This window comes from Salegentibacter sediminis (genome assembly GCF_002078605.1).
GTDB lineage: Bacteria > Bacteroidota > Bacteroidia > Flavobacteriales > Flavobacteriaceae > Salegentibacter > Salegentibacter sediminis.
Window position 1 is genome coordinate 641,233 of record NZ_MSJR01000001.1, and the last position, 13,085, is coordinate 654,317.

13 protein-coding genes are annotated in these 13,085 nt (G+C 40.6%); 9 read left to right on the forward strand and 4 right to left on the reverse strand.

The window, feature by feature from the left end:
* Window positions 1-5: 5 nt before the first annotated feature.
* On the forward strand, window positions 6-629 hold the full coding sequence (locus BUW93_RS03080) for an NUDIX hydrolase (protein WP_081209075.1): 624 nt from the start codon (window positions 6-8) through the stop codon (window positions 627-629).
* Here BUW93_RS03080 and BUW93_RS03085 read toward each other — a convergent pair.
* The gene (locus BUW93_RS03085) at window positions 597-2,348 is read right to left on the reverse strand and encodes a M14 family metallopeptidase (protein WP_081209497.1); all 1,752 of its coding nucleotides are present in this window, start codon (window positions 2,346-2,348) and stop codon (window positions 597-599) included. The genes BUW93_RS03080 and BUW93_RS03085 overlap by 33 nt on opposite strands.
* Before the next feature lie 157 nt (window positions 2,349-2,505).
* On the opposite strand from BUW93_RS03085, the gene BUW93_RS03090 reads away from it, so the two are divergent.
* Window positions 2,506-4,797: a TonB-dependent receptor family protein gene (locus BUW93_RS03090; protein ID WP_110688262.1), complete on the forward strand. Its 2,292-nt coding sequence runs from the start codon at window positions 2,506-2,508 to the stop codon at window positions 4,795-4,797.
* Here BUW93_RS03090 and coaD read toward each other — a convergent pair.
* Complete coding sequence (coaD, locus tag BUW93_RS03095) at window positions 4,794-5,252, reverse strand: pantetheine-phosphate adenylyltransferase (protein ID WP_081209077.1); 459 nt, start codon at window positions 5,250-5,252, stop codon at window positions 4,794-4,796. The genes BUW93_RS03090 and coaD overlap by 4 nt on opposite strands.
* A 163-nt stretch (window positions 5,253-5,415) precedes the next feature.
* Window positions 5,416-6,390, reverse strand: coding sequence for a D-alanine--D-alanine ligase (locus BUW93_RS03100; protein WP_081209501.1), 975 nt, complete (start codon window positions 6,388-6,390; stop codon window positions 5,416-5,418).
* 101 nt (window positions 6,391-6,491) lie between these two features.
* Here BUW93_RS03100 and BUW93_RS03105 point away from each other — a divergent pair, with 101 nt between their 5' ends.
* The 5 genes from BUW93_RS03105 (at window position 6,492) to BUW93_RS03125 (ending at window position 10,049) form a co-directional block, all read left to right on the forward strand.
* Window positions 6,492-7,100, forward strand: a complete 609-nt coding sequence (locus tag BUW93_RS03105) for a PASTA domain-containing protein (protein WP_081209079.1) — start codon at window positions 6,492-6,494, stop codon at window positions 7,098-7,100.
* On the forward strand, window positions 7,100-8,152 hold the full coding sequence (locus BUW93_RS03110) for an RluA family pseudouridine synthase (RefSeq protein WP_081209081.1): 1,053 nt from the start codon (window positions 7,100-7,102) through the stop codon (window positions 8,150-8,152). Before BUW93_RS03105 ends, BUW93_RS03110 begins: the two co-directional genes overlap by 1 nt.
* Window positions 8,153-8,238: 86 nt before the next feature.
* Window positions 8,239-9,012: a creatininase family protein gene (locus BUW93_RS03115; protein ID WP_081209083.1), complete on the forward strand. Its 774-nt coding sequence runs from the start codon at window positions 8,239-8,241 to the stop codon at window positions 9,010-9,012.
* Window positions 9,013-9,024: 12 nt separating this feature from the next.
* Window positions 9,025-9,357, forward strand: coding sequence for a CidA/LrgA family protein (locus BUW93_RS03120; protein ID WP_081209085.1), 333 nt, complete (start codon window positions 9,025-9,027; stop codon window positions 9,355-9,357).
* Window positions 9,354-10,049, forward strand: coding sequence for an LrgB family protein (locus tag BUW93_RS03125; RefSeq protein ID WP_232778299.1), 696 nt, complete (start codon window positions 9,354-9,356; stop codon window positions 10,047-10,049). Before BUW93_RS03120 ends, BUW93_RS03125 begins: the two co-directional genes overlap by 4 nt.
* Here BUW93_RS03125 and BUW93_RS03130 read toward each other — a convergent pair.
* On the reverse strand, window positions 10,038-11,327 hold the full coding sequence (locus tag BUW93_RS03130; RefSeq protein WP_081209087.1) for a cation:proton antiporter: 1,290 nt from the start codon (window positions 11,325-11,327) through the stop codon (window positions 10,038-10,040). The genes BUW93_RS03125 and BUW93_RS03130 overlap by 12 nt on opposite strands.
* A gap of 181 nt (window positions 11,328-11,508) precedes the next feature.
* On the opposite strand from BUW93_RS03130, the gene BUW93_RS03135 reads away from it, so the two are divergent.
* Both BUW93_RS03135 and BUW93_RS03140 read left to right on the forward strand, forming a co-directional pair.
* Window positions 11,509-12,615, forward strand: a complete 1,107-nt coding sequence (locus BUW93_RS03135; RefSeq protein ID WP_081209089.1) for a DUF6544 family protein — start codon at window positions 11,509-11,511, stop codon at window positions 12,613-12,615.
* 79 nt (window positions 12,616-12,694) lie between these two features.
* Window positions 12,695-13,081, forward strand: a complete 387-nt coding sequence (locus BUW93_RS03140; protein WP_081209091.1) for a hypothetical protein — start codon at window positions 12,695-12,697, stop codon at window positions 13,079-13,081.
* The last annotated feature ends 4 nt before the right edge of the window (window positions 13,082-13,085 follow it).

The window sequence follows — 13,085 nt, forward strand, 5'->3', positions numbered from 1 at the left end:
TACAAATGTATAAAGTTTTTGTCAATGATGTTCCAATAATCCTTTCTACTAAAAAAGATTTTGGCGAAAAATACACCTCTTATCCCATTAAAAAGGTGAAACTCAAGCGTATCATTAAACAAATTAATAAAGGGGAGTTGCTTTTTGTGAACCTTTATCACGAAAAGGAAGAGAAGCTTTTGAAACATTTGTATAAAAAACTTCCGGTAGTAACCGCTGGCGGTGGGATGGTTTTCAATGATAAAAATGAAATCTTATTTATTTACCGCAATAAACGCTGGGACCTGCCAAAAGGAAAAACCGAAAAAGGTGAGGATATTGCAGCTTCAGCAATAAGAGAAACCGAAGAAGAAACCGGGGTGAAAAACCTAAAGCTTACCGGGTTTTTAGCCAAAACTTACCATGTTTTTAAAAGAAAAGGTAGATTTAGATTAAAAGTAACCCACTGGTATGAAATGTATTCAGATTATACCGGCGAACTTATTCCGGAGGAAAAAGAGGGGATTGAAAAAGCAAAATGGAAAAACCTTGAAAAGTCCCGCAAAGCCCTCAAAAAATCCTATGCTAATATAAGAGAACTTTTTCCGAAGAAATACTTATCGGGGAACTCTAAAAACAGGGTAGCGTAAATGGGCCTCCTCATAATGCTTAGATCTTTGGTGCAACCAGCTTAACTGGGAATAGGAATTATTCGCGAATTCCGGTTCGTTGCTTTTTTTCTCCTCAAACTCTTCTTTTAGCTCTGGGTTTTCTTCCAACATAGCTTTGGCTGTGTCTTCAAATACATAGCCCGAGAAGCCTTCTTTTTTCTGAAGGATGGGATCGAAGAAATTCCAGTTGAAGAAGGAGTCAGGCGCGGTTGGTTCCAAAGTCTCTAATAAATACCTGGCACCGTCCTGAAACGTTTTTACATAAAAATCTCCTTTTCTGAATTGAATTGAATCTATCCTGGTGCTCACCTGGGTGTTCTTATGCAAATAATGGCCTTCGTAAGCCTTGCTTGTAGTTTCAAAATCTTTAATTCTGTAACTTTCTACAAGAATAATGGTATCCTGCGGCAAAGGTTCTAAAACAATGTTGTTAAGTTCGAGAAGTTCGGTGACATTCCACCAGCCCTGCGGAATGATGTAGGCCCTTGGGATTTCTATCCGGTCTTGAGCAACAAAATTATCATAATAATCAATCTCCTCGGTAAAGGGCTTGTCCCGGTTATATTTTAATCTTTGCCCTCCGGTGACTTCACTTTGAACCGTTTCAGCCTCAAAACCTTTAAAACTCCTTTTACTCGGGTTTTCCATATCGGGTTTGAAATTGATTGGATACCAGCGATCGGTGAGGTATTTCCTCCTGGCTCTGTCCCGAAGATCTTTGATGGTTTCCTTTTCAGTATCGGTGAAATTAATAACAGAAGTCAGAAATTGATAGGTGCCGTGAACCCTTTTTTTATAGGGTTTCAGCATATGAGTTTCCATCATCATTCCCAGGGTATTGAATAAAGTTGTGTAGCCAGTGGAGTATCTTGGTTTGTCGAGAAATTGAGGAAATCCTTCCTCGGGAACCTGGTTAAAAACGTTTACATATGGTGTCATCTCCCAGTTTTTGTTCTGCAGGGAGTCTTCTATCGCGGGCATCATTTTCTTATTTAAATATTCGCCCAGCTCGCCACCAAGTTTGTTGTGTTGGGTGAATAAATGGGTTAGTGTATATTGATAATCGGCCCCGTTACTCACGTGGTTGTCTATAAAAACATCGGGTTGTACCTTATGGAAGATTTCATAAAAACTCCGGGTGTTACGGGTATCGGCCTTAATAAAATCCCGATTTAGGTCATAATTTCGGGCGTTGCCTCTAAATCCATATTCTTCGGGCCCATTTTGGTTGGTTCGCGTGGTGGAATTGCGGTTAAGAGCTCCGCCAACATTGTAGATGGGAATGGTGGCGATAACAGTGTTTTTAGGGGTTGGAATGGAATCACCGGCTAAATCACGAAACAACATCATAGTGGCATCAATACCATCGCTCTCCCCGGGATGGATCCCGTTGTTGATTAAAATTATCCCGTTTTCCTCCCTTAAATCATCAAAATTGAAATTTTCGTTTTGACTGTAGATGGCAAGGTGGAGTGGTTCGCCACTATCGGTAATACCAATTTTTTCCAGACTTACATTCGGAGATGCATCGGCGAGCTCCTGGTAGAATTCTATAACTTCGGCATAGGGGCCAGTTTCTTTGCCTTCAGATTTCTCGAATTTTGTTAAAAAATCAAAATCATTTACCAATCGGTATTTTTCGAAATCACAGGAAATCAGTAAAAAAGCCCCAAGAAATATAGTGATGAGTTTTTTCATAAAAAAACCAAAATATTTTGCCATAAACTTAGTTAAAAGGCCCTTAGTAGCAAAACCCTTTGTGCATTATTAATCTTTTTCAGCTTGTGTGCCTAGTGGCAATAAGGTATTTTTACATTATAAAATTATTATTCGGAAATTGTTAAATATAAAACTATTGAAAAATTTATTATTGCTCCTTCTGGTTTTAATTGGTACAGAGCAGGTTATAGGCCAGAATTTTGAGGGAAAAGTTATAAATGCTGCTTCTGCAGCACCAGTTTTAAAGGCTCGAATTGAGAATACTGCCACAGGAAGCGTAGTCTTATCTGATGAAGCAGGGAATTTCGAAATAAGCATTGTGGATTTTCCGGCCAGGCTCAATATAACAGCGGCAGGGTTCGAAAACCTTGACATTGATATCCTTAACCCTGATCATCCCGGGGTTTTCTATCTCAACCCCTTACTGGAAAATCTCTCAGAGGTGATTATTACCAGCACCGCAATTCCTGCCAGGTTGCAGGAATTACCTGCACCTGTGAGCCTTGTTTCTTCGAGAGATCTCAAGCGCGGTGATAATACCAATCTTGTGGAAAAATTTAATAATGTGCCGGGAATGTTCGTAAATCAGGGTGCACTTAATACCAATAAAATTAATATTCGCGGTATCGGTGCCCGCTCGCAATACAGCACTAATCGAATTCAGTCATATTTTGACGGTATCCCCCTTACCACGGCTGAAGGAGAACTTACCTTAGATGATATCGACCCCGAAAGCCTGGACCGCATTGAGGTGATAAAAGGGCCTACTTCCAGTATTTATGGCGCCGGACTCGGTGGCTCGGTTAATCTTTTTTCAGCCCTGCCAAAAAAACCGAAGACCGAAGCTTCAATAAAATCGCAGATTGGAAGTTTTAATACCAGGAAAAATGTGGTGAGAGCAATGCATGCCACTTCGAACACCGCTATCCACGCCAATTTCACTAATTTAACCAGTGATGGTTATCGCGATAATGGCGAGTACGATCGCCAGTCTGCTTTAATTAATGCAAGGCTGCAAACTTCTGAAGATAATAGTCTTTCCCTGCTAGCCAATTTCACAAAACTTAAGGCCTATATTCCAAGCTCGTTGAATAAAAATGATTTTTTGAACAATCCACAAATTGCCAATGCCAACTGGGAAGCGGCACGGGGCTTCGAGTCGTATGACCGCGGAATGTTGGGAGCTTCCTACCTGCATAAGTTTTCTGAAAATTTTAGCAATAATACCAGCATATATTTGAGTTTTAGGGATGCTTATGAACCACGATTCTTTGATATCCTGAAAGAAGAACGGGTTTCTGCCGGAGCCCGTACCAGGTTTAATCTTGATATACTGGCGTTCAATTTGCCTTCCCAGATAAGTTTTGGTGCCGAATATTATAACGAATGGTACAACACTTCTATTTTTGAGAATTTGTTTCGGGAATTTGAAGACCAGGGAAGCGTATTGGGGCAACGCCTTAGTGGGAATGAACAGGACCGGAACTATATTAATTTTTTTGGGCAAATGAATTTGGAAGTTTCCGAAAAATGGAAGTTGACAGCGGGCTTCAATGTCAATTCTACGCAATATAGCCTTAACGATCTTTACGTTCAGGATGAAGTAGATCAATCGGGGGATTATCGTTTCGACCTCATCTTTTCCCCCCGCATTGGAAGCACCTACGAAATTAGTACCGGGAAAAATCTTTATGGCACCATAAGTCACGGTTTTTCTACACCGACTGTGGCCGAAACCTTAACTCCCGAAGGACTTATTAACACCGATCTTCAGCCTGAAACCGGGATTAACTATGAGCTGGGCTTTAAAGGAAACTGGTTAGAAAATCATCTTTATACCGAATTCTCGGCCTATTCCATTAGGATAGAAGATCTTCTGGTGGCCCAGCGCGTGGCCGAAGATCGTTATGTTGGGCTCAATGCAGGAAAAACCATTCATAACGGACTTGAATTTCTTGTAAACTATAATTGGAACCTGGCACCCGGGATTTCTGCAAAACCATATTTCAATGCAGCTTTTAACTTTTTTGAATTTGAAGACTTCGTAAATAACGATCAGGATTTTTCAGGAAACGAATTGCCAGGTGTGCCAAAATCTACGCTTAACCTGGGCCTGAATCTTGAAAGTGATTTGGGACTTGATCTCTTTGCAGGGTACAGTACGGTTGGTGAAATTCCTTTGGATGATGCCAATTCTGGTTATTCAGAAAATTATCAGTTGGTAAACCTAAAGGCTTCCTGGAACTTTAATATTTTGAGGGATCTTGGGGTGAATTTTTATGCCGGGATTAATAATGTCTTTGATGAACACTATGCTGCCAGTATTCTAACCAATGCCGTAGGATTTGGAGGCGCTGCTCCAAGATATTATTATCCAGGGAACCCGCGAAATTACTATGGGGGAGTTCAATTAAATTACCTCTTTTAATCTTTTTTTCTAACAACACTGGGCACCATGAATTCATAGTCTCCGCCGTGTCTAATTACATCACGTACCACCGTAGAAGAGATATGACTGTGCCCGGAAGAACAGATGAGAAATACGGTATCAATACCGGCCATCTTATAATTGGTCTGACCAATCGCTTTTTCAAACTCCAGGTCCTGAACGCTTCTAAGTCCTCGCAAAAGAAAATCGGCGCCCTGCTCTTTACAAAAATCTACGGTTAGGCCTTTATAGGTCATCACCTTAACCTTGGGAACATCTTTATAGGTTTCCTCCAAAAAATGAAGTCTTTCTTCCAGAGAAAACATATAATTCTTGTTAGAATTTGTCCCTATAGCCAGAATTATTTCTTCAAATAAAGGTAAAGCCCTGTCGATAACGTCGGTGTGGCCCAGGGTTAAGGGGTCAAATGATCCCGGAAATACAGCTTTTCTCATAATATCAAAATTTAGTCTTTTCGGTGAAGGCGGAAAACTAATTTAGTCTTTTCCGCCCCTCCCGAATGTCGGGATAAACTCCGGCGGAGAACCTTTTTATAATTCCGGCTGTACTGATTTTTCTTCAGTAAAACAGGAAACTTCGTAAATATAGTTATTTGATTTACTTTAATGCCGCTTCAATGGCACTTCCGTAAAGCTCTGTAAGGTTTATATTGGCAGCCATTGCCTGTTGTGGTAAAATACTGGCCTGGCTCAGACCGGGCGTGGTATTCATTTCAATAAAATGAGGCTCCCCATTATGAAAAATAAATTCTGAGCGGGTAAAACCTCTCATTTTTAGTTTCTTGTAGATTAGTTTAGCAATCTCCTGGACTTTTTTTGTTTTCTCTTCTGAAATATTTGCCGGGGTGATCTCCTGTGATTTACCCAGGTATTTGGCTTCATAGTCGAAGAATTCATTTTCAGAAATAATCTCGGTAACCGGAAGGGCCCGAACTTTTCCTTTCCACATAATCACTCCCACTGAAACTTCGGTGCCGCCCAGGAAAGATTCGATAATAATCTCATCGTCTTCTTTAAATGCGGTTTTGGTAGCCGGTATTAAATCTTCCTCTTTTTTAACCTTGGTGATGCCAAAGCTGCTTCCGGCGCGGTTTGCTTTTACAAAACAGGGGAGGCCCACACGGTCTATAATAGCCTTGACATCAATTTTCTCATCTTTGTTTAAAAAGTAATTTGTTGCGGCTTTAATTCTATAGGCTTTTAAAACACTTATCAGGTCTCTTTTATTAAAAGTGAGGGCGGCCTGGTAATATCCACAGGTGGTTTGTGGAATTCCAACTAATTCGAGGTATGCCTGCAGTAAACCGTTCTCACCCGGAGTACCGTGGATGGTATTAAAAACACAATCAAAGCTTATGGTCTTTTCGCCTATCTTAACCGTAAAGTCATTCTTATTTATGGGGTAGGGATTGTCGTTTTCATCTATCACAGACCAGCCGTTCTGTAAAATATGTACCCGGTAAGGTTCATAAATTTCCCGGTTTAAATGTTTATAAACCATATTACCACTGTTAATAGAAATGTGATATTCGCTCGAATACCCGCCCATTGCGATGGCGATTTTTTTCTTCATCTTCAATTTTTGGAGTTTATTTCCGTTAAACAAAAATATCATTAATAAGGCCTGCAACCAAAAGCACGGGTTTTATATCTTTGTCGCTCACAAACAAATGTATGGGATTATTTAAATTTATCTTTAGCAAAACTTTTTTAATTCAGTTGGTACTGGCTGTAATTGTTCTTATAGTGCTCGCCTTTTTAGCCTTAAAATGGCTCGATTATTCTACCAATCAAGATCAGCGCATCGAGGTGCCCGATCTTTCCAAAATGTCTCTTGATAAGGTAGACGACCGCCTCGCGACGCTGGAATTGCAGTATGAGATCCTGGATTCTGCTAATTTTAATCCCGATTTCCCGCGCTTTTCAGTGATCGAACAGGTTCCCGAACCCGGACAATTTGTAAAAGAAGACCGAAAAATATATTTAACCCTTAATCCTTCGGGTTACAGAACCGTAGTTATTCCCGATCTTATAAGGAAAACCCGCCGCCAGGTAGAACCAACCCTGCGTTCGCTGGGGTTTGAAATAGGAGACGTTACCTATAAACCAGATATCGCCAAAGATGCGGTACTGGAACTAAGGCATGAGGGTCAGAAAATAGAAGCGGGAGATGAATTGATGAAGACCTCCAAAATAGATCTTATTTTAGGGGACGGTTCCGGCCGCTATTCGGTAAGTGAAGAAGAGGAAGAGGATGATAACGCGGAAGAACTGGATTTTTAATGAGGAAAGAAGACGATAACAACGAGCTTGAAGAACAGGACGAAACCCTCTATGAACATCACAAATTCGTAGCGAAAGTTGGTCAGAAGCCTTTACGGGTGGATAAATTTCTGATGAATTTCATAGAAAATGCTACCCGGAATAAAATTCAGAAAGCTGCTAAAACCGGAAACATTTATGTTAACGACGAGCCGGTTAAGCAAAACTATAAAGTGAAAGCAGGCGATATTGTACAGGTGATGTTCGAACACCCGCCTTATGAATTTCTGCTTACTCCAGAGAATATTCCACTCGATATTGTGTATGAGGATGACAGCCTGTTGGTAATTAATAAACCAGCTGGAATGGTAGTGCACCCCGGTCATGGCAATTACAGCGGCACCCTGATTAACGCCCTGGTGTATCATTTTGAAAATCTGCCAAATAACAGCAGTGAACGGCCGGGTCTGGTACATCGTATAGATAAAGACACCAGTGGCCTGTTGGTCGTAGCCAAGACCGAACATGCGATGACTCACCTATCTAAACAATTTTTCGATAAAACCAGCGACCGGGAATATGTTGCCCTGGTATGGGGGAATGTGGAAGAAGATGAAGGTAAAATTGAAGGTAATATTGGCCGTCATCCGAAAAACAGATTGCAGAATACAGTATTTGAAGGCGAAGAGGAAATTAAAGGAAAACCGGCCGTTACTCACTACAAAGTTTTGGAGCGTTTTGGCTATGTTAGCCTGGTCTCCTGTAAACTTGAAACTGGTCGTACTCACCAGATTCGCGTTCATATGAAGCACATTGGGCATACGCTGTTCAATGATGAGCGCTACGGGGGAGATAAGATCCTTAAAGGGACTACCTTCTCAAAATACAAGCAGTTTGTCGATAATTGTTTTAAAGTGCTTCCCCGCCAGGCTTTGCACGCTAAAACCCTTGGCTTTATTCATCCCGAAACCGGAAAAGAACTAAGCTTCGATACCGAAATCCCTCAGGATATGCGGGATTGTATTGAAAAGTGGCGTAATTATTCTAAAAACCTGAAAAATAACCTGAATTAGCTTTCTCAAATTTCCTTGTGCTTCAGATGGCTGAAACCTTTTGGTTTCCTTAATTTTATAGATTCTAAATCTAAAAATCTGAAGCAATGAGCAATAAAATAAGGCCTTACGTATTAGCCGAAACCAATTGGAAACAGGTTAAAGATGAGAATTATACCGTAGCCATCCTGCCCTGGGGTGCTACCGAAGCTCATAATTACCACCTCCCTTATGCTACCGATAATATTTTAGGAGAATCCAATGCTATAGAAGCTGCTGCCAAAGCCTGGAAGCAAAATGCAAAGCCCATTGTCTTGCCTACTATTCCTTTTGGTGTAAACACCGGCCAGATGGATGTTAAGCTTTGTATGAATATGAGTCCTTCTACCCAGTATGCAGTTTTAAAAGATGTGGTACAGGTGCTTGATGCTCATAAAGTTCATAAACTGGTTATTCTTAATGCTCACGGCGGGAATAATTTCAAACAGATGATTCGGGAACTTAGCCTGGAATATCCCGATGTTTTTATTTGTGCTATTAATTGGTGGCAACTTTCAGATGCAAAAAAGTATTTTGAGGAGCCCGGTGATCACGCAGGAGAACTGGAAACCGCCACGGTGATGCATTTAAAACCAAATTTGGTGCTTCCCCTGGAAGAGGCTGGAGATGGCGCCGCCAAAACTTTTAAAATTCGTGGTCTAAAAGAAGGCTGGGCGACTTCACAACGAGCCTGGACTAAAGTTACCCAAGATACCGGAGTGGGGAATCCCAAAAAAGCCACCGCCGAAAATGGCAGACAATTCTTTGAAAAAACCACCGATATGATTGCCGGCTTTATCACAGATTTGCATCATGCCGATCTTCAGGATATGTATGAATAAGCACCTTGTTTTATGCTGAAGAGCCTTCTTTATATTTTTGGGTTTTTAATTGTGGGAGAATTTGTCTCCTGGCTTTTCCAGCTTCCGGTAGCGGGAAATATTCTGGGAATGCTACTTCTCTTTATCGCTCTAAAATTACAATTGCTAAATTTGGAAGATGTGAAACCTGCATCAGATAAACTAATTAAATACCTCGTGGTTTTCTTCATTCCTTATGGGGTTGGCTTGATGGTTCATTTTAATTTGATAGCTGAATTCTGGCTTCCCATAACAGTAGCTGTGATTTTTAGCAGTATCCTTACGCTGTATGTTACGGCTAAAATCCTCGAAAAATCTGGGAAATGATGCAGCAGTTTTTTCAGCTTCCGGTATTTGGGGTTTTTATAACATTAATCGCATATTTCCTTGCGGTAAAACTGAGGAAAAAGTGGAATTATGTATTGTTAAATCCGGTGTTGATCGCTATTGCAGGAATAATTGGTTTCCTGCTAATCTTCCGAATTGACTTTGAAACTTACAATGTGGGGGGAAAATACGTTAGTTTCTTTCTGGGACCATCTGTGGTAGCCTTAGGAGTGTTTTTTTATGAGAAGTATGAAGAGGTAAAGCAGAATTTAAAGATATTTATTCTGGCGGTACTCGCCGGAGGGATTACCGGGGTGCTTAGCGTTATCGGTTTTCTTTTATTACTGAAAGCTCCTGAAGTGATCACCAGGTCTCTTGCAGCAAAATCGGTGACCACCCCAATTGCGATCGAAATAACCAGGCTTTTGAATGGAATCCCGGAAATAACTGCGGGAATCGTCATTGCAGTAGGAATATTTGGCAATGCCTTCGGGCCATTTATTCTGAAAAAATCAGGGATTAAAAGCAAAATCGCCATCGGCACAGCCCTAGGTACCGCCGCCCACGGAATTGGAACCGCAAGAGCTTTTGAAGAAGGAAAACTTCAAGGGGTTTACAGTGGCATGGCGATGTGCCTTAATGGAATTATTACCGCTTTAATAACCCCTTACCTTATAGAATTAATTTTCTGATTCCTTTGTGATTTCGTTTTCTTCTTCATCTACAACATCATTTCCAAACCTGTCTTTTTTGAAATAGCTTATAATAGATGGAGCGGTGAAGCCGTGAATAACTATTGAAATTAGGATAATATACGCCGTGATAGAATGCAGCTCATTCCTATTATCAAAACCTTCAAATTGTACCAATGCCCAGGAAAGATAAAAGACCGAACCAATTCCTTTTATTCCCAGGAAACTTATTGCCAGTTTGCTTTTAAAAGACTCCTTTATACCAATAAGTCCAATTAAGCCGGCAAGGGGGCGTATGATCAAAACAAATACAAAAGCAAATAATATCCCTTTCCAGTCGGTTAATTCCAGCATTCCGTTCATGAGCGAGCCTCCAAATAAAATGATCCATACCACCAGTAATAAGCGTTCGATTTCGTGCACAAAATCATGCATTTTCCTCTTAAAATCTCCACTTATTTTTTCATAGTACCTTAAACTAAGTCCGGCAAAGAATACGGCCAGAAAGCCATAACCATGCAAAAGCTCTGTTATTCCGTAGCTAAAGATGGTGAGCGATAATGCCAGGAATCCATCAAAAGTTTTAATATTCGTCCACACATGGAGCCTGTCAAGAAGAAAACCTATAAACCTGCCTATGGCTATTCCGCAAATAACACCTATAATAATTTTTAATAGGAATTTATCCAAAAACCAGTCGCTGAAGTCAAACATAGCCCATCCGCCGGCCTGGGCTACGAGCAGGGCCATATAGGTAAATGGAAAAGCCATCCCGTCGTTTAAACCTGCCTCAGCGGTTAAGGAAAATCTCACCCGCTCCCTGAACTTTTTTTCCCGTTTTGGGTCGTCTAACTGGGTCTCAGCCGCCAGCACCGGATCTGTTGGCGCCAGAACCGCGGCCAGTAGCAGAGAAGATGGAACACTTAGCAATAAAAAATGATTACCCAGAAGATAAGCCGAGAGCATACAGAGAGGCATGGTGACAAAAACCAGTAAGAGGGGGCGTTTCCAGGTTTTAAGGCTATACTCGGTGCCAATCTTTAATCCTGCCCCCATTAAGGAGATGATCACGATCATTTCAGAAAAATACATCAGGTTACGATCATTCCATAAGGGATCTGGCCAACTCAATGGAATGTCGATGTAAAAAAGTAAAAAACCTATTAATAGTAATAGAATTGGGGAGCTTATTTTGATTTTCCGTGAAATAGAGGGGAGCCAGGCCATAACCAGGGTGGCTAGCCCTAATCCTGCAAGGATAAGGTAGTGGTCTTTCATAGTAAATAAAAATAATAGAATTTTTTCGTTGGTGCGAAAATGTATTCAGACTTTCACAAAAGACTAACACTTAGAGAAAATAAGCGGTGCAGGAGTAGTTTTTCTGAATTTAATTTGCTGATTTTCATCATTTTTCAACCAATTATATTCCGGTAAATTTATAATCTGTAATCCCTGAAAAATGAAAATTCTTGTTGGTTTAATTTTTCTTATTCACGCCCTCATTCATCTGTTGGGTTTTCTCAAGGCATTCCGTCTGGCTGAATTACGACAACTTCCCTTGGAAATCTCCAGGCCCCTGGGATATTTATGGTTGTTTTGTGCACTTCTTTTTTTGTTTGTGCTATACTTATTTCTTCAGGGTAAATCCTGGTGGCCGTTTTTTGCCATTGCGGCTATAATAATTTCTCAAAGTCTTATTATTCTAGTTTGGCAAGACGCCAAATATGGTAGTATTCTTAACCTTATTATTTTACTTATAAGTCTTCCAGCCATGGGGAGTTTTTATTTTCAGAAAAAGACAGAAAAAGAAGTGACCCGCTTAGTCCAATTGGCTACAACTTCAACAGAGGCCACCGTAGAACTGGAAGACAGAGCTCAACTCCCCGAAATAATCTGGAAATGGTTAAGAATTTCAGGAGTAAATGCTAAATCGGAAGTTGCTTTTGTTCGGCTTCGGCAGCAGGGTAGAATGAAGATTAAACCCGATGGGGATTGGATGCCCTTTCGGGCTAAGCAATATTTTAATGTGAAAGCACAGTCTTTCCTCTGGACCACCCGTGTTAATACTGGTTCTCCCATTTATTTTGATGGCCGGGATAAGCTAATGAACGGGCAGGGAGCAATGCTTATTAAGTTGTTTTCGCTGTTTCCCCTCGTAAATGAATATGATAATGATAAAATAGATGCCGGAGCTATGCAGCGCTTTCTCGCCGAGATCTGTTGGTTTCCCACAGCCGCCTTAAGCAGGCAAATTAGCTGGGAGGCCATGGATGGTAATGCTGCCCGGGCAGAATTAGAAATAAATGGAAAGAAAGTGTCAGGGATTTTCAATTTTTCTGAAGAAGGAAAGTTGCTTTCTTTTCAAACCAAACGCTTTTACGGTGGAAAACAGGATTCCAGGGAAGAAACATGGAAAGTTGAAATGCTTGGTTTTAAAGAATTTTCCGGGTATGAAATTCCTAATAAATGCCGAATTACCTGGAAACTGCCAGAAGGGGATTTTACCTGGCTGGAGCTGGAAATAGTGGAAGTAGATTATAATAAGGCTGAGTTATACCCAAATTAAGCCATTCTGTACTGACAAATGTCATATTAATTCTGGCTTATTACTGGTAAATTTGGGTTAAACCAATGCGTTTTAGGTTATGGAACCATCTGTCTTTCTTGCCAAATTTTGGGGCTGGTATCTGCTCATTTTTTTCTTTATCCTTAGTTTCAATCCACGAAGGATCAGACAAATTTTTGACGATCTCAAAGATCAAAAGTTTCTGATTCTGGCCGCCTTTGCAGCGATTATTTTAGGACTTTTAAATATTCTTTTCCATAATATCTGGGAGCCTGATTGGCGCATTATTATTACAGCGCTGGGTTGGATATCCCTTTTTATTGGCCTCGGACTTTTTGTTTTTCCCGATTCTACAACCCGCCGGCTAACCACCCTTAACATAAGGTTTGTGCAGGTAATTTATATTATTCTTTTCCTTTTGGGCATATTTCTGTTGAACATGGGCTATCAACTGGTATTATATTAAAATC

Bases quoted from the DNA above. Each gene is read 5' to 3' on its own strand.
- BUW93_RS03140 (WP_081209091.1), top strand. From the start codon at position 12,695: ATGGAACCATCTGTCTTTCTTGCCAAATTTTGGGGCTGGTATCTGCTC.
- BUW93_RS03115 (WP_081209083.1), top strand. From the start codon at position 8,239: ATGAGCAATAAAATAAGGCCTTACGTATTAGCCGAAACCAATTGGAAA.
- BUW93_RS03110 (WP_081209081.1), top strand. From the start codon at position 7,100: ATGAGGAAAGAAGACGATAACAACGAGCTTGAAGAACAGGACGAAACC.
- coaD (WP_081209077.1), bottom strand. From the start codon at position 5,252: ATGAGAAAAGCTGTATTTCCGGGATCATTTGACCCCTTAACCCTGGGC.
- BUW93_RS03120 (WP_081209085.1), top strand. From the start codon at position 9,025: ATGCTGAAGAGCCTTCTTTATATTTTTGGGTTTTTAATTGTGGGAGAA.
- BUW93_RS03130 (WP_081209087.1), bottom strand. From the start codon at position 11,327: ATGAAAGACCACTACCTTATCCTTGCAGGATTAGGGCTAGCCACCCTG.
- BUW93_RS03085 (WP_081209497.1), bottom strand. From the start codon at position 2,348: ATGAAAAAACTCATCACTATATTTCTTGGGGCTTTTTTACTGATTTCC.
- BUW93_RS03100 (WP_081209501.1), bottom strand. From the start codon at position 6,390: ATGAAGAAAAAAATCGCCATCGCAATGGGCGGGTATTCGAGCGAATAT.
- BUW93_RS03080 (WP_081209075.1), top strand. From the start codon at position 6: ATGTATAAAGTTTTTGTCAATGATGTTCCAATAATCCTTTCTACTAAA.
- BUW93_RS03105 (WP_081209079.1), top strand. From the start codon at position 6,492: ATGGGATTATTTAAATTTATCTTTAGCAAAACTTTTTTAATTCAGTTG.
- BUW93_RS03125 (WP_232778299.1), top strand. From the start codon at position 9,354: ATGATGCAGCAGTTTTTTCAGCTTCCGGTATTTGGGGTTTTTATAACA.
- BUW93_RS03135 (WP_081209089.1), top strand. From the start codon at position 11,509: ATGAAAATTCTTGTTGGTTTAATTTTTCTTATTCACGCCCTCATTCAT.